The 17282-nt window shown below is 46.7% G+C and carries 10 protein-coding genes; 5 read left to right on the forward strand and 5 right to left on the reverse strand.

The window, feature by feature from the left end; all coding sequences use genetic code 11:
• Position 1: 1 nt before the first annotated feature.
• From ACESPU_RS00630 to ACESPU_RS00650, 5 genes are all read right to left on the reverse strand, one after another.
• Complete coding sequence (locus tag ACESPU_RS00630) at positions 2–1693, reverse strand: RagB/SusD family nutrient uptake outer membrane protein (protein ID WP_057326269.1); 1692 nt, start codon at positions 1691–1693, stop codon at positions 2–4.
• A gap of 14 nt (positions 1694–1707) precedes the next feature.
• A complete protein-coding gene (locus ACESPU_RS00635) occupies positions 1708–5010 on the reverse strand; it encodes a SusC/RagA family TonB-linked outer membrane protein (protein ID WP_373133067.1) in 3303 nt (1100 codons plus the stop codon).
• Between the two features lie 77 nt (positions 5011–5087).
• Positions 5088–6110: a FecR family protein gene (locus ACESPU_RS00640; RefSeq protein WP_057318931.1), complete on the reverse strand. Its 1023-nt coding sequence runs from the start codon at positions 6108–6110 to the stop codon at positions 5088–5090.
• Between the two features lie 81 nt (positions 6111–6191).
• Entirely contained in the window at positions 6192–6794 is a 603-nt protein-coding gene (locus ACESPU_RS00645; protein WP_347144271.1) for an RNA polymerase sigma-70 factor, read from the reverse strand.
• Between the two features lie 284 nt (positions 6795–7078).
• On the reverse strand, positions 7079–8344 hold the full coding sequence (locus tag ACESPU_RS00650) for a DEAD/DEAH box helicase (protein WP_008772118.1): 1266 nt from the start codon (positions 8342–8344) through the stop codon (positions 7079–7081).
• Between the two features lie 108 nt (positions 8345–8452).
• Here ACESPU_RS00650 and recQ point away from each other — a divergent pair, with 108 nt between their 5' ends.
• From recQ to ACESPU_RS00675, 5 genes are all read left to right on the forward strand, one after another.
• A complete protein-coding gene (gene recQ / locus ACESPU_RS00655; protein WP_005862193.1) occupies positions 8453–10288 on the forward strand; it encodes a DNA helicase RecQ in 1836 nt (611 codons plus the stop codon).
• A gap of 94 nt (positions 10289–10382) precedes the next feature.
• Entirely contained in the window at positions 10383–11561 is a 1179-nt protein-coding gene (locus tag ACESPU_RS00660; RefSeq protein WP_057327699.1) for a DUF4876 domain-containing protein, read from the forward strand.
• Between the two features lie 6 nt (positions 11562–11567).
• Positions 11568–13085, forward strand: a complete 1518-nt coding sequence (locus ACESPU_RS00665) for a DUF6850 family outer membrane beta-barrel protein (protein ID WP_373133068.1) — start codon at positions 11568–11570, stop codon at positions 13083–13085.
• Positions 13086–13099: 14 nt separating this feature from the next.
• Entirely contained in the window at positions 13100–15589 is a 2490-nt protein-coding gene (locus ACESPU_RS00670) for a TonB-dependent receptor plug domain-containing protein (protein WP_373133069.1), read from the forward strand.
• Between the two features lie 4 nt (positions 15590–15593).
• The gene (locus ACESPU_RS00675) at positions 15594–17198 is read left to right on the forward strand and encodes a helix-turn-helix domain-containing protein (protein WP_195320139.1); all 1605 of its coding nucleotides are present in this window, start codon (positions 15594–15596) and stop codon (positions 17196–17198) included.
• The last annotated feature ends 84 nt before the right edge of the window (positions 17199–17282 follow it).

Consider the following 17282-nt stretch of genomic DNA (forward strand, 5'->3'; position numbering starts at 1 on the left):
ATTACGGATTCTGAGTTAATGTACCCGGATAAGCGTTAATCTCAGACTGCGGAATATACTGGATAGCCAACGGGCTGGTAGCAGGATATTCAGGCACGCCGTCATGGAATCCCGGGTAATGACGTTTCATCGTATCGCCTACACGATATACATCAAAACCACGGTCAGCCTCATAAGCTAATTCCAACTGACGTTCTTTCATGATAAGCTCATGAGCGTTTGTCGCATCCAAAGATTTATATCCGGCGTTAGGTAAGGAACGGGTACGAACGGTATTCAAATCGGCTAATGCTTTTGTATAGTTTCCTAATTTAGCGCTAGCCTCGGCGCGAATCAGGTATAACTCACCTAAGCGAGAGATAACCGGAGAATAAAGGTGAGGATAGCCATCTTGCTTAGAGCACTTATAGCTATAGAATTTCGGGTTACCTTGACTTTCCAACATAAAGTAGTCATAATCTCCCTCATACGTTTCTCCCTTATAGCTAATAGAATAACGCTTATTGTCCACATCTACCGGAGTTAATGTATATTCTTCACCATCTACCGTAGCGATTAACTTACCTCCTACTTCCTTGGTCTCACCTTGACGATATACGTAACCGGAAATCTTGCCGTCCGTATATAAGTTAGCTACAAAACGGAAAGCGGGGATCTGATTTCCATTGGCGTCTTCCTTATATTGCGGATGGATAAACGCCTCACGTGCATCGGTTCCTTTTCCTGTCTCATGCAACAAATCCATATACTTAGCGCTGGCGTAAACCTCACCCCAGCCTTGACCTTCGATCTCAGCGTACATACTTCCTAGCGGATCACCCCAATCTTCCCAGTCTGAGGCTACAAATTTTACAGCAAAAATAGTCTCTGTCTGAGAAGCGGCATCCGGAGCGAACTCATTATAACGCATAAAGTTAGCACGGTCCAACATAGAGAACTGACCACTTTCGATCACCGTATTCGCATAGTCATAAGATAATTGAGCATACTCCTTATCCGGATTCTCAAACGTGCCACTCATATACATATAGACCTTCGCCAATAAAGCTTGAGCCGCATATTTTGAGGCATAAGCGGTAGACTTAAACGTTGTCATCAACTCTTCCGCCTTTTTCAAGTCAGACAATGCTTGTTCATAGGTTTGTTTCACGGAAGAACGATCCGGAAGATCCAGATTATCCATATCATCAGGCATTCCATTTACGATAGGCACACCTAAATTCTTCTCAGGCTCTTGATAATAAGGGCGGCCAAATACACGGCAAAGATAGAAATACATCATTCCTCGCAGATAATAAGCCTCCCCTAATTTCTGATCCAATTCAGCGGACTCGCCTTCATTAATCATTTTCATCAAAGAACTAGTCTGAGAGATGATATTATAAGCACTATTCCAAACCGTAGTAAGACCACCGTTATTTACTGTATGCTGGTAAGTGAAATAAGTACCGAACGGGTTGGTGGTCGGTTTATCCTTACAAACATTGTCACTGGGGAACTCACCACAATAATGCAAATGTTCAGAGGCTGTTTTTAGTTTAGCGTAACAACCATTCAATAAGACATCGACGGCGGCATCTTTATCCTCCATGATCTTATCCTCCGTATACTTATCATAAGGCATACGTTCGATATCACAGCTTGTTATAAATGTGGCAGCTGCCGCAAGAGCCACTATAGCGATTTTTTTCATTATTATTCTTTTAATTAAAATGTAACATTTAAGCCAAACATGAATTTACGAGCCTGTGGATACGGAGAGATAGCTACACCAACCGAACCTGCTTTAAGCTCATTTCCTACCTCAGCTGGAAGTTCCGGGTCTACTCCGGAGAACCCAGAAATAACGAATAAATTCTCACCTGAGAAAGAAAGACGAATATTGTCTACATATTGAATCTTCCAAGGTAATGTGTAGCCTAACGTCAAGCTACGCAAACGTAAATAACTTGCATCCTCCAAATAACGAGAAGATCCTTTACTGGATTGGCTCTTATTTCCATACTCTGCTTTAGGGTGGGTAGCGATATCACCCGGCTTTTCCCAACGGTTCCAACCCTCTTTCAAAGTCATCTGGTTATAGTTTACATAAGCGCCGTCACTATCATACATAGAACGGTCGTAGTTGTAAACCTCACCTCCTACGGAATAACCGAAGACTGCGGAAAGATCTATGTTCTTCCAAGATAAATCAGTAGAGAAACCTCCGTAGAAATCAGGGCTTAGCTTACCTATTATTGTTTGGTGCTTGGAAGCGTCACTATAATTCGAGGTCGTTACACGTTCCCCGTTTTCATTCGTCGTATACCATAATGGAGATCCTGTTTCCGGATCTACACCAGCCCATTCTGTACCATACCAAGTATCCACATCATGTCCCGGAGTCAAGATTTTATCCATAGATATGGCATAACTAGAACCAGCGTTAGAAGTAATGATCTCGCTCTTGCCACCATAAAGCTCCGTGATTTTATTACGGTTCAGACCCAAGTTAGCAGCAACGCTCCAACTCCAATCGCCACCTTTCAAGATATCCACGTTCATTGAAACCTCGAAACCGTTATTCTTAACAGAACCTACGTTACGGTAGATGCCCGTGATACCAGTCACACCGGGCAGAGGCACTTTATAAAGCAAGTCGGTTGTTTTCTTATTGTAATAATCCAAGTTGATTGTCAAACGGTCGAACAAGATCGCATCAATACCTACACCAGCGGTATACGTCTTCTCCCAAGTCAAGTTCTTATTTTCCTTCTGACTGATTACCGCACCCGGGTCACCATTATATCCTGTAGACATAGCATATAAAGTATATTGTGAATACAATTCGGTAGGACGGTTACCTACAGAACCATAACTAGCACGCAACTTCAATTGCTGTACCCAATCCTTAGCCTTGAAAAATTCCTCCTGATGAATATTCCAACCACCACTTATAGAGAAGAAATTACCATATTTAGCATCCTCGCCAAAGTTGGAAGCACCATCACGGCGGAAAGAGAAAGACAATAAATAACGATTGTCATACGCATAGTTGGCATTGAACAAATAAGATTGTACGGCCCATTCATTTTGTTCTCCCTTTATCGTTTTAGGAGTAGTCGCCACATCCGCTACAGAGAAACCCGGAGCGAAACTTGCCGCTGTCTGGTCTTTGATCTCCTGCGTAAAAGTATTCCACTCGTAAGCCAAGATAGCGTTGATTGAATGCTTGTCAAATACCTTATTAAAGCGAAGCAACTGATTACTATACACTCTATAGGAAGAAGTTGTCTTGTCTTGTAATAATCCATTATCGGCCTCACCCTTTTTAGAACGGGGATCTTTATAATTCTTTAAGGCGATACTGTTATACTTATAGTTGTTTACGGATGCGAAAGTCAACCAATCGGTAAACTTGATATCAAAGTCAAAGTTACCCATAAACTCGTAGGAAGTCTTCTTCTCATAATTCCATTGTAGATCATACAAGTAGTTGGTAGCGTCGCTATTGATCCAAGTAGTAGGTCTGTATTGCTGGATCAGATCACCATTCTCGTCATAAGGAGAATCCCAAGGAAAGTTAACGTACATAATAGCCTCCAAATCTTGCTGCTGGTCCATCACGTCACTACGGGTAGCCCATACTTTCGGTTTGATAGTCAACCAATCCGTCGCTTGGTAATCCACATTGAAACGTAAGTTATAACGCTTGTAGTCATATCCTTTCACGGCACCATCCTCATCGTAGTAACCAACGGAAGTATAAGTCTTGATCTTCTCGGAACCTCCGGAAACAGAAACATTGTAATCTTGAGCGAAGCCCAGATGCGTACCCTCTTTCCACCAGTCGAAGTTACGGTTGCGCAAATCCTCCGTAAAATAACTCGGAAGGGCGTCTTGATTTGCGAAAGATTTATAATAATCATATAATTCCTCGCCGTTCATCATATTCATGTTTCCACGGTGCAACTGGTTCACACCCATCTTTACGGAAGCGTTGATCGTAGCTTTTCCGATCTTACCTTTCTTCGTAGTCACCACGATAACACCGTTCGCTCCTTGAGAACCATAGATAGCGGTTGAAGCGGCATCCTTCAAGATAGACATAGACTCGATATCAGCCGGGTTCAAGCTACCCGCATCCGTACCGACGATTACGCCATCCACGATCCAAAGAGGGTCCGTGCTACCGTTTACCGTAGACTTACCACGGATCACCACCTTACCGGCAGCGCCCGGCTGACCACCACCCGAAGTAACCTGTACGCCCGGAGCCTTACCAGACAATAAGTTCTCGACCGTAGGGCTAGTGGCATCCAACAATTTCTCGTTGCTCACCACCTGCATGGCACCCGTCAAGCTTTCCTTTTTTTGCACGCCGTAACCAACAACAACCACCTCCTCAAGGTTCTGAGTGTCTTCCTTGATACGGATAGTCATCGGAGCGCTAGTCGCCTTAACCTCATGGTTCACATAACCGATGTAAGAAACGACCAAAGTAGCTCCGGACGGAGCTTCCAAACTAAACTTTCCATCGAAATCGGTACTGGTACCGTTCGTAGTGCCTTTCACAAGCACGTTCGCGCCGATTACCGGCTCACCCGTCACCGCGTCAACAATGGTACCTGAAATCGTAATCGTCTGCTGCGCCACCATTCTCTCCGTGTTTCTCAATTCATTTGGATTAGAAGATGACTTGTAAACAACAATCCTATTGTTGTTTACAACAAAATCAGCATGCTGATTTTTCAGCGCCGTCGTCAAAATCTCCTCGACCGAACGGTTCGACATGTCGATTGAGATACGCTCATTCAGATTGATGTCATTGTTACGGATAAGGAACGTGTAATTGAATTTTTCCTCGATCAAATCGAAAAGTTCTTTTAATGTCGTACTTTCCATTTGAACAGACATCATTTGTGTCTGAAGTTCGGACGCTGAAACCGTACCGGGAATAAACGGCAGTCCCGCAAGCATACATGCGGCTACCATCATCTTTCCGGTCTTCTTGAAATAGTTCATTTCCATTAAAGTTAGATTTAATAAATAATTTTCTCGTTTATACTATTTTCCACACTTACACCTTAGGATTAAGGTTTGTATTTTTATTTATCTTTTATAATAATCTCATCTCCCGAACGAGTCCACACATATTTGTGATCCACGTCCACCTCACGAAGGATTTTATCCAACGAATAATCTTTCGTAAAGCTGCCGGAGAAGATTTCCTTTCTCAAAGGATCGCTCTCAACGCGGATACGCACGTTGAACTTACGTTCCAAATCCTTGGCGATACTCATGAAAGGTTGTTCGGAGAATTTCAGGCTACCGTCCATCCAAGAGAGAGCATCCTTGGCATCCACCTCACTGACTCTTACCTTATTGGTCTGCTTATTAAAGCTTAGTTTCCGGTTTGGAGTCAAGGTCACATCGCCCGCATGGGCAACCTCATCCCGCAAGCTCACGTTTACTTTTCCCGACACCAGAGTGACATCGGTCGTTTCATCCATTCCGTAAGCCTTTACGTTAAAGCTAGTTCCTAGAACCTTGATATCCAATCTCTTTGATTTTACGATAAAAGGCTTAAGGGAATCCCGGGTAATCTCGAAGTAAGCCTCACCATCCAATTGTACGCTACGTCCGTTCGTATTGAAATCACTGCCATATCTCAACGTGGAACCTGCGTTGACCCAAACCACGGATTGATCCGGCAAAACGACTTTCGTTTGGGCTCCCATAGGAGTTGTCGTCTCAAAATAAGCCAAGGCGGCAGATTTCGGCTGATTATGTCTCGTACCTATATAATAAGAGGCAGTCCCCACCGATACCACGATCAAGACCGAGGCGGCAACTTTTCCTAAAAACCGAAAATTTAGCCAATGATTCTTTTCAGAAGGAATAGCGGGATCGATAAGTGCCCCGAAATGTTTTTGGAAATCGGCTTTCATATCAGAGGCAAACAAAGGTACATGCGCCGTCGCCCAACAATCCGCCATCTCGGAAAGGCACTGTTTATGAGCGTCATCCGTTTCCAACCATTGTAGTAATTCATTTCGCCCCTCCTCGGATATATCTCCCATGAGGTAGCTATAAATTAAATCTTCTATGTGTTTATTCTCTATTTCCATGATATTAACAAAGGAGCCGGTTTTTAACCCGGTTTCTATTATATACACATGTTTTAGAGATTCCGTTTAAGGAGATTCCAATTATTTTTCGAAAAAATTAAATATAAGTAAGAAAAGAGGGTAAAGATCGCCTAAAAGTTCACGCAACTTCGCCAAACCGATCTTGATCTGTACTCGTACCGTACTGGAACTGATATGATTTGTTATCGCTATTTCCTCATAGGTCTTGTTATGGTAAAGATATTGCACGAAGATATCCCGGCATTTAGTGGGCAAGGAATCCACGGCACGATAGATTTTCTCCTCGAATTCCTTATTCTCCAGATAAGCCAACGGATGGGGATCGGCGTCTATCTGCAACTCTTGTATCGACAATAAGTTTTCTTGTACATCTGATAAAGGGACTTCTTGCTGGCGTTTATCTCTTAAATAATTCAGGCAATAATTACGTACCGAGCGAATTAAATAAGCGTTTACCGGATGTATTAACGCCGAATGGTGATTCCATACATTCATAAAAACATCATTAACGATCTCACGTGCCGCCTCCGAATTATAGACATATTTAGTCGCTACGGCGCACAAGTACACGTAGAAGGTCGTATATAATTGTTCAAATGCTTTGGCATCGCCATTATTGATCCGAGATATTATGTCCTCCTTTACAATCAGCACAAACGTCAACCCTTAAGTTTCACTCACAATTGAATCACAAAAATAATGAAATATTCCAGAGATTACCTCATTTTAAAAGAAAGTATAGGGTAATAGCGCCAAACAGCTCGCTAAAGCGGACTGTTTGGATACTTAGGTGACGAACCGGGTGGCATATGGGTAGCATAGCTGTGCCATCCTTATGGCACGCCCTTGCCATCGTTGTGGCACGGCTATGCCACCAGCGTGGCACGACTGTGCCAATGCTATAGAAAGAACTGGCACTATACGTCACTGCAATACAATAACTTAGATCACTTAGAGGAATTGGCGGCACGCTTCTTGTTACGCCAGTAACTGCCGTCACGTTTGCTTCCGAACATATTACGGCGTTTCGACTCTTGCTTGATCGCTTCTTTCTTCTCGGCTACGGCGGCTTTCACCTCCTTGGTCTCATACATATGGCCACCGGCTACGGGGACTTCCTTGCCGATCAGTTTCTGGATATCTTTCAACAAAGGTACCTCCTCGGCGTCGCAGAAAGAGAAAGCCACACCTTCACGGCCCGCACGACCCGTACGCCCGATCCGATGTACATAAGTCTCGGGTACGTTAGGAAGCTCATAGTTAATGACGTGCGTCAGATGATCCACGTCGATTCCACGGGCGGCGATATCCGTAGCGATCAGCACACGGGTCGTATGATCCTTGAAATTCGTCAAGGCACGCTGGCGAGCGGTCTGGCTCTTGTTGCCATGGATCGCCTCCGCCCCTATCTCCGCTTTCGACAAGACACGGGCCACCTTGTCCGCCCCGTGTTTCGTACGGGTAAAGATCAATACGGATTCCAGTTCCGGGTTCTCCAACAAGCTTTTCAGCAAGTTGATCTTCTCGGCCTTCTCGACGAAATAAACGGATTGGTCGATCGCGTCCACGGTCGATGAGGCCGGGGTTACTTCCACCTTTTGCGGCTCGCTCAAGATCGTACCTGCCAAGCGCTCGATCTCAGGGGGCATGGTAGCGGAGAAGAACAAGGACTGGCGTTTCTTGGGCAATAGCGGTAAAATACGCTTGATGTCATGGATAAAGCCCATGTCCAACATACGGTCCGCCTCGTCTAAGACGAAATACTCCAAGGTATCCAAGTGGATGAATCCTTGTCCGATCAAGTCCAGCAGACGTCCCGGCGTAGCGATTAATATATCGATGCCTCTTTCCAAGGCTTCCGTCTGGGGCTTCTGTCCCACCCCGCCGAATATCACCGTATGGCGTAATCCGGCGAAACGGCCGTAAGCGGCAAAGCTCTCTCCGATCTGGATGGCAAGCTCACGGGTAGGCGTAAGGATCAATGCCTTGATACCCCGTTTGTAACCTTTCTTCTTCTGGAGATATAACCGCTGGATAATCGGGATGGAGAACGCCGCCGTCTTACCGGTTCCTGTCTGGGCGCAACCCAATAAATCATAACCTTGCGAAACGATGGGAATCGCTTCTGATTGTATAGGTGTTGGAGTCGTATAACCTTCTTGCACGAGAGCCTTACATATCGGCTCTATCAAATCTAAATCTTCAAATGTCATTCTAAAATAGGGTGAGCCATCACGGCTCGTTATGTAAATAATGCGGGCAAAGGTAGTAAAACTTTATGATATAAACTATCTTTGCGCTTTTTATGCCCGTAAAGCGATATGAAAGAATTATTACTACTACTGAAGAAGTTCTTCGGATATACCTCCTTCCGTCCCTTGCAGGCGGACATCATACAGCGTATCTTACAGAAAGAGGACTCGTTGGTGCTGATGCCCACGGGTGGAGGCAAGTCGATCTGTTTCCAGCTACCGGCTATCTATCTGCCGGGTACGGCTTTGGTGGTGTCCCCCTTGATCGCCTTGATGAAGGATCAAGTAGAGGGGTTGATCGCCAACGGCATCCCGGCGGCGGCGTTGAACAGCATGATGCCGGAAGAGGAGCAACAGCAGGTGAAGCAACTTTGCGTGCAGGGCAAGATCAAATTATTGTATATCTCCCCGGAACGGATCAAGATGGAGGCGGACTGGTTCCTGCCCCGGCTGGACATCTCGCTCATCGCTATCGACGAGGCGCATTGCGTATCGCATTGGGGACATGACTTCCGTCCGGAATACACGCAACTGGCGATCTTGAAGGAGCGTTTCCCGAAAGTCCCGGTCGTGGCCCTGACCGCTACCGCCGATAAAATCACCCGGAAGGATATCCTAGAGCAGTTACGACTTCGCACGCCCCAGACGTTCATATCGTCATTCGACCGCCCGAACATCTCCCTCACGGTACGCCGGGGGCTTAACAAGAAAGAAAAGATCGCCGCCATCGTCCATTTCATCCGGGGGCACCGGGAGCAGAGCGGTATCATCTATTGCATGCGCCGCAACGATACGACCGAGCTGGCCGATGAGTTGGCGATGTATAATATCAAGGCGATCGCCTACCACGCCGGCCTCCTGCCCGCCCAACGGGAACAGGCCCAGAACGACTTCATCAACGACCGGGTGGACGTGGTGTGTGCCACGGTAGCTTTCGGGATGGGTATCGACAAGAGCAATGTCCGCTGGGTCGTGCATTACAGCATGCCGGGGAGTATCGAGAATTACTACCAAGAGATCGGCCGTGCCGGAAGGGACGGGATGAAAAGCGATACCCTCCTGTTCTATTCCTTGAGCGATTTGATCGTACTTCGCCGTTTCGCCGAGGAGAGTGGCCAAAGCGAAGTGAACTTGGAGAAGCTAAACCGGATGAGACGGTATTGCGAGTCCGACATGTGCCGCCGCCGTGTCTTGCTCAGTTACTTCGGCGAGGAGGCGGACCATGATTGCGGCAACTGCGACGTGTGCAAGAACCCTCCGCAACGCTTCGATGGCAGTGTCTTGATACAAAAAGCGCTGAGCGCCGTCATCCGGACCGGCGAGCATGTAGGCATGCAAATGCTGATCGACATATTACGTGCCTCCGGTCGGGCGGAACTCTTGGAGAGAGGATACGATAAGCTAAAGACGTACGGCGCCGGACGGGACCTCTCTTATAAGGAATGGAAGGAGTACATTTACCAGATGATCCAACTCGGGTACATGGAGATCGACTACGCCGCCGAGCGTGTCTTGCGGATGACCCCGTTAGGCAGGCGTGTCCTGTACGGGGAGCAAAAGGCCCAGCTCGTCATCTATCGGGAACCGGATGAGCTGACACGCCCCGTCCGGAGAGGCGAGCGGAAATCCTCCTTCAAGGCCCAGCCGATCCGGCCGATCCGGTCCGCCTCCACGGACGAGACCTTGCTGGACTCCCTCCGCCAGCTTCGCAAGCAAATTGCCGAGCGAGAGCATACGCCGGCTTATATCATCTTCTCCGACGATTCCTTGGAAGACATGGTGGAGAAGAAACCGGTCACCTTGGACCAGTTCAGCGACATCCGGGGCGTGGGGCAAATCAAGCTGGACCGGTACGGGAAGGTGTTCGTGGCCTTGATCCGGTTCGTGCTGAAGCTACCGAAATAAGAAGAACACATGTTAATGTTTTTAGCTCCTAAATGGAAATATAAAAAAATCACATATATTTGTCTACAGTTATTAAGCACAATGCCCCATATTCATGATAGACAAACATCTTTCTCTCCTCACCCACCTGCTCTGTCTGTGTTTTCTGGCAGGATGCGAGAATGAGTATTTCAAAACGGGGAGTATCCATATCCAATTGAAGAAACCTTCCGGATACGCAGATATCTCCTTGGCGAATATCCCGGTCACACTAATCAATCAAAGTATAGGCTGTGTCTACACCACGACCACCGACACAAATGGACTAGCTCTATTTGAACTAACCGCTGGCATATGCGCAATCTCCGCAAATCAGGAAACCACGACTGGCAACAGGGATTATATATTGAGTGGTAGCCTCTCCAATATCCAGTTCGAGGCCAATGGAGAAGAACGATCCGTAGAAATACCTTTGGAAGTGTCCGAACGAGGCCGTCTACTGATTAGCGAGATTTATTTCAGCGGTTGTCTCTGGCCTGACGGGAAAAATGTCTATAATAAAGATCAATACCTCACGTTGGTCAATAACTCCGATGACTTGATTTTCCTAGATGGCCTATGTATCGCACAAGCAGGACCCGTAAGCGTGACAAAGCCTTCCGGATGGATGCTCCATACCGATATGAAAGAAATACCTTTATTCATGATGTGCTGGGAGTTTCCGGGAACGGGAACCGAATATCCCATTCAACCGGGGGAGCGACAAACGATAGCGATTAACGCCATAAACCATACCAATAGCGAAGTGGGAGTTCCGGCCTCGCTCGATTTATCCAGCGTGGAATGGGCTTTTTGGGATCCTATCTTGACCGGAAGCCAAATCTCCGCCGGTGTAAAACCTCTAAACTTGGTATGGCGTGGCACCGGTTTCTCCTATCTGTTTTCCATGAACGGCCCGACGATCCTCTTGTTCCGTCCCAAAACGGACTTAAGAGAATGGATCGCCAATCCGGATCACATCCAAAAAGAACCTGAGAGTTTCAATACGCTAAAATACCTCCATATACCCGCTGATTGGGTGCAGGATATCGCAAATTTCGTCTCTTCAACCTCTACGGTAGCTTACACACGTATCCCATCTTCTATGGATGTGAGTCCGGGTATAGCCACATCCGGCGGCTCCGGCCTGGCAATGCGTCGGAAATATGAGCAAGAGGGGAAACGCTTCCGCTGGAAAGATTCCAATAACACCGCCGAGGATTTCGAGAAAAGTCCACCTTCCTTAAAACGGTAAGCCTCTATGAAGATCACTATCATTCTATATATGATATCACTATCTGTCTATGCCTCACGGTCATGGGCTCAACAAGAGAGCGCATGGGCTTTATCCGCCAATCCTGTCAGCATCAGCTATGTGTCTAAGGACAGCGCTATGGAAGCTGGTTTAAGTTATTTGATCCATCAAGCCGCCTTACCTGCCAGCGACCAGCCGGATCAAACACAGACCTATAGGGCTTATGTATCCGGTAACCGAAAGCTGGGTCTGCTTTGGCTGGCGGGTGGTATCGATTGGTCGCAAAGCCTACTGGAAGGGAGAAAATGGAATTTATTATCGCAACCGGACTATCTGATTACGGCCGGCGATTCCTTGGGAGAGCCACAACGCATCGAAAAATACAGGATCTACGGACAAGCGGCTTACGTCTTATCCCCGAAAATCAAGGTCGGGATAGATGGAGACTATACAGCTACAAGCAACGAAGATCGCTCCTCTTACCATATCTACCATGGGATGGCACACTTAATCCGGATATCAGGAGGTATCGTTTACGAACAAGTACGCAGACGTTTTGGAGCCTCGATCCATTATACCCATCGTACAGAGGAATTAACGTATGATACGGATAGTAAAGATAAACTTTATACATTTCCTCTGGGTTATTGGCTTCCGATGCAAGAATTATCGGGAAGTTTCCTGTTTCGCAGCCAAGGAAAACGCCTAGGTGTTTCCTTGCAAACGGAAACCCTAAAAGAGCATTGGAGTCTTTTCCATGATCTCTTCTACGAGACCCAGCAATTAGCGGACAATCCAAATAACTCCGGCAACTTGAGAGGCTGGGAAGAACGGCTGCATCAAATCAGTTACCAAGGTCGTTTTACCCGAACAAATAAATCGTGGACGCATATCTGGTCGCCCACAGCCCGATTCAACCAAACTACGGCCAACCGCATATTACAACGGAATCCCACCACAAGCTCGTCTGCCATATGGACTACATTCGCCACCTATCGCCTAGCAAGGCAACGGATGTTATCTACCCAACTAAGTTACGAGGCGACAAAGAATGATACTTCGGGCGAAAAGGTATCCACATGGCAAATGACTGTCGGATGGAATCGTTTGGAAAATGATTTCTACATATATCCTTTTACGGTCAAACAATATACAGGGCTCTTCCACGGAGAGATCGCGTTTCTTCGACAAATCCGCCTACCTAAAGAAAACAAGCTAAGTATCCGCCCGTCCGTGTATATCGTGTCGGGCTATGGCACCGAGATCAAATGGGAGAAGGAAACGCAGAAGGATGAGAATGGCTCTGCAGAAATCAAGCTAGAGCAGAACATGCAAAAAGTGAACGAGGATTTTATTGCTCGCACGGCAACCCGTCTGGGTATCGGTGCGGAAATGGAATATCGGCATCCCATTCATTCCGCCTTATCAGCGGGATTTCGTTTAAAGGGTAGTCTCGAACAAACGACAAGCCCTCAATCGCCCCTCGGAGGGGGCGGAAACCTCAGTATTGTCATCTGGCTATAAATAGGTCTAATACTATGCGTTACTCAACTTTGTACAAAACACCAATAAAGATCGTGATGATATTTCTCTTATTGTCATCACTTCATCCGGGCAATTACCTTCACGGGCAAAAGCAACCGGATACTCTGTCCTTTTATTTACCCAACATTTTGGTAACAGCCATCGAGTCTAAGACTCCGGGTACGGTTTCCTTGCTTCCAGCGTCAACGTTGGAACATACGCAACCGATCACGATCTCTGATCTGACACAATTATTACCGGGAGGTCTCACCAATAATTCTGGGGTGACAGACGCACAATATTTCTCAGTGCGGGAGGTTTCTTTAAAGAACGGGGTAAACCAATTTCATAAGAACGCAGCTATGGGTGCCCAAATATGGATAGACGGCTCTCCTCTTCATTTCAACACCGGCATCAACGAGCCTTACGAAGGATATGATGCCCGTTTTCTATCTCTCAACCAAGTGAAAGAGGCGGAAATCATCCGGGGAATACCTTCTGCCCGGTACGGAAACTTAACAAATAGCGTATTATTACTCAAGACTCATCAAGGTAGAATGCCTCTCTCCACCAGCATACGTTACAATCCGAAACTGAAACAATATATGCTTGGAAAAGGCTTCTGTATCTCCCCACAAGGCCATACGCTCAACCTGTTAGCGGACTATACCAGCCAAGGCGATTTCCATACCGGCGGCATACGCTTGGCAAACCTTTACCATTGGTTGCCCGCAGGGAAAAAACTAGAATTAAGCCTTACTTACACCTCTCGCATAGGAAAGGAAAAGCAATTCGTCAACGAGCAGAATCATACACAAAGACAACGATTGGATCAGCGATTTTCCATACAAGGGGAATGGCAACCCGACCGACGTTGGCTCAAGAAGCTGTCTCTGAGAATAGACGGTTCCCTTCAAAAAAGCAAACAAACAAAGAGTCAGGTCAACAATGCCTCTAGCCAGCTTTATACAGACCAGAAAGAGAGCGGCGAATGGGAAGCCCGTGTTTTATCCTCAAACTACATGTACACACTAGTCAATGAAAGCCGACCTTTTTATGTAGAAACCGAGATGCTGGCGTCTACCTTATTCCCTCTACGACAAGGGAGGGAGATCAGCTTAGTAGCCGGATTCTCATACCGTAGTGAGGGTAACGAAGGGCGAGGCAGGGATTTCGATCGGCAGAGGCCTCCTTCTACATCTATCCGTCCCCGCTCATTCCGGGAAATCCCGTCCTTGCATACGTTCGGTGGCTTCATTGAGGCCACATACCGGACTTCCAACCTCCATGTAGAAGCCGGATTAAGAAATCAAGGATTGAAAAGCCGGGATTATGCCTTAATCTATCAGACAGAACCTCGCCTGAACCTCTTATGGTCTCTCTTCTCCTCTCCCTCCGGCTATACATTGAGTTTAAAAGGTGGGCTCGGATGGATCAGTTTCATGCCGACATTGGATAAACTCTACCCGGAAGCTATTTATAATGATAAGGTCTCTTTCTATTATAATGATAGCAATGAAAGTGGAAACACCCTTGGTATTCTCACGACACATGCCCCCGGAATGGAACGAAATATGAAATTAAAACCTACCGTAAATCGAAAGATAGAGGTTGGCCTTATAGGGAAGACTCCGGCCATCCGACTAGACATGACCGCTTTTTTCGAGAAACAAACGGATGGCTTTTCCTCCTCGGCACAATATATTCCATTCAGCTATCGGGAATATGATTATCTATCAACCGCCCAACTTCGTCCTGAATACAAAGATGGACAGGTATGGGTGAACGGTAAGGCTGTCCCTTATCAAGAGAAATATAGTTACACGCCGGTATCTGTACCAGTCAATACACTCCATAGGAAGAAACATGGGATCGAGATGGTAGCGGACCTCGGGACTTTCTCACCCTTGCGTACCTCCCTAATCGTAGACGGGATCTGGTTATGTGTACGAGAAAAGAATACGGCCCTTAACGGGATCTGGCCGATCCAGTACACAGATAAAACAGAATACCCCTACGTAGGTTTTTACGACAAGCAAGGCGGACCGGGAAATGAAAGTCGTTCGGAGATCATCTCCACGAACTTCCGTTTCATCACGCGCATCCCCAGAATCGGACTGGTCACTACCCTTACGTGGCAAATGATATGGCTCTATAAATATCGTACGCTCTACAACGGTAGCACTGGCGAGAATGTATGGCCCCTATATTGGTGTGGAACAGACGGAATCATACATCCGTTCACCGAGACACAGAAAGAGTATCCAGCCTTCGCGCCTTTACTCTCCACCACCGCGCCGGAACGATTCCTGCCAAACTCTTATAAACCATATGGTATGCTGAATATCCGGGTAAACAAAGCTTTCGGAGAGCACATCACGCTGGCATTCTTTGCCAACAACCTCGCCGATTTACGCCCCACTCGCTATTCGGCCAGCACGAGATCTTACCTTCAACAAAATACCCAGCCTTTTTTCGGTCTGGAATTACAAATAAAACTATGACATCATGAAAACAAGCATACTTTACATATTCCTACTGTCAGTCCTTTACGCCTGCGACTCCCACTCTCTTCTTCCACCCAAGCAGCAATTGGATCAGCAAATAGCGCAACTGAATGATTATTCTTTGTTGAGCGGTCCCTTGAACGACCAGCTATGCGAAGAGATAGAAACCCATGCCCAAGAAATAGGGAATGACTCGCTTTTGCTGGCAACCCGCCAAATCATATACACCCGCTATTGCAGATTACAGGACACGGCCCATGCGAGAATGCTACTCGACCGCATGAAACCTTATGCCATCCGCATAAAAGACAAGCACCTTCTCATGAATCACCTGCGTATGGCATTTCTTCACGCACAGATACGCCAACCCGCAGAATGCGAGCGATGGATAAACGAGGCACGAAAATATGCATATATAAATCCTCAAAACTGGTATATCACGGCGGCTAGCGCTTGTCTTGAATGTGGATTATATCCCCAAGCACTCATCTATGCGGATTCAGCATTGGTGAACTTGAAATATAAAGTGATAAGCTCTCCTCACTTAGTAAAAGCTATAGCATTAAGCCGTACGGGAAAGACCGCCGAAGCGGAGGAATGGACCCAACGATGCATTACCGATATCCGCCACTTTCAGGCGAAACACCAAATACACACGATCAGCTATCTGCAATATCAACTCTTCATGGAATACGCCGTCTCTCTCCGGAAACATGGAAAAAACAAAGAGGCACTATCCGTATTGGAGGAATTAGACAGAGTCTCATTCAATAATGTCGCCACGCCTCTCTTGAGGAACAAAGACAATATCGAGGAATATAAGGTGCGTGTGGCACGTATGTTGTCCGAATGCCATTATGCGACCGGAAATCAATCGGAAGCCATCCAACAGGCAAACCGGGCAGACTCCCTACAATCCCATTATGCCCAAGAGCAAATGAACATACGCAGAAAGATGATCAGCGAAAGCCTGCAAAACGAACTATTATCCACCCGCTTAAAAAGTCAGAAGGCGGAAGCGGAACAGGCACGGCTCATCCAGTATATCCTTACCGGAATCATTATTTTGCTCATGGCTATCCTAACCGGAGGATATCTTTGGTGGAGAAATCATCGCCGTCGCCTACGCCAGTTATTCGATTTATTGATAAGCCATCATGCGGCTTGGTTGCTAATACACGATCCGCTTCCGCTAATCTCCCGGCCACAAATAAAGTTACCAGATCATTCAGAGGCAAACACCGAGGTCACAACAAAAGCTGATAATCTCCTATATCAACGAATCCTATCAGTTATGAAAGAGCAAAAGCCTTTCTTAAATCCTAATCTCGACCTTGTGACCCTCTCCCGTCTAGTGGGTACTAACCGAACACAACTATCCACCACCCTCAATAGGCAGACGGGAATGAACTTCAGTCGTTGGCTGGCTGAATACAGGGTACACCACCTCCTTTCGCTCGTCGCCCTACGTCCCGACAGCGACATCACCGCACTAGCCTCCGAATCAGGCTTCACCTCCCGAACCTCCTTCTTCCGGCAGTTCCGGCAAGTCACCGGACTTACGCCCAACCAATACAGAAACGTACGAAAAGAGACCGGCAAATAATCTGTTAAAGTACGTGTCTAGCCTTTGATGCAGGGGCTTTACGGCCTTTGGTGTACCAGATCGTTCGGATCAAGTTTCAATACG

This window comes from Parabacteroides sp. 20_3 (genome assembly GCF_964238835.1).
In the GTDB taxonomy this organism is placed as follows: Bacteria; Bacteroidota; Bacteroidia; order Bacteroidales; family Tannerellaceae; genus Parabacteroides; species Parabacteroides distasonis.

Excerpts from the sequence above, each read along its gene's own strand:
- ACESPU_RS00635 (WP_373133067.1), bottom strand. The coding sequence starts at position 5,010 with ATGGAAATGAACTATTTCAAGAAGACCGGAAAGATGATGGTAGCCGCA.
- recQ (WP_005862193.1), top strand. The coding sequence starts at position 8,453 with ATGAAAGAATTATTACTACTACTGAAGAAGTTCTTCGGATATACCTCC.
- ACESPU_RS00650 (WP_008772118.1), bottom strand. The coding sequence starts at position 8,344 with ATGACATTTGAAGATTTAGATTTGATAGAGCCGATATGTAAGGCTCTC.
- ACESPU_RS00675 (WP_195320139.1), top strand. The coding sequence starts at position 15,594 with ATGAAAACAAGCATACTTTACATATTCCTACTGTCAGTCCTTTACGCC.
- ACESPU_RS00665 (WP_373133068.1), top strand. The coding sequence starts at position 11,568 with ATGAAGATCACTATCATTCTATATATGATATCACTATCTGTCTATGCC.
- ACESPU_RS00640 (WP_057318931.1), bottom strand. The coding sequence starts at position 6,110 with ATGGAAATAGAGAATAAACACATAGAAGATTTAATTTATAGCTACCTC.
- ACESPU_RS00630 (WP_057326269.1), bottom strand. The coding sequence starts at position 1,693 with ATGAAAAAAATCGCTATAGTGGCTCTTGCGGCAGCTGCCACATTTATA.
- ACESPU_RS00660 (WP_057327699.1), top strand. The coding sequence starts at position 10,383 with ATGATAGACAAACATCTTTCTCTCCTCACCCACCTGCTCTGTCTGTGT.
- ACESPU_RS00670 (WP_373133069.1), top strand. The coding sequence starts at position 13,100 with ATGCGTTACTCAACTTTGTACAAAACACCAATAAAGATCGTGATGATA.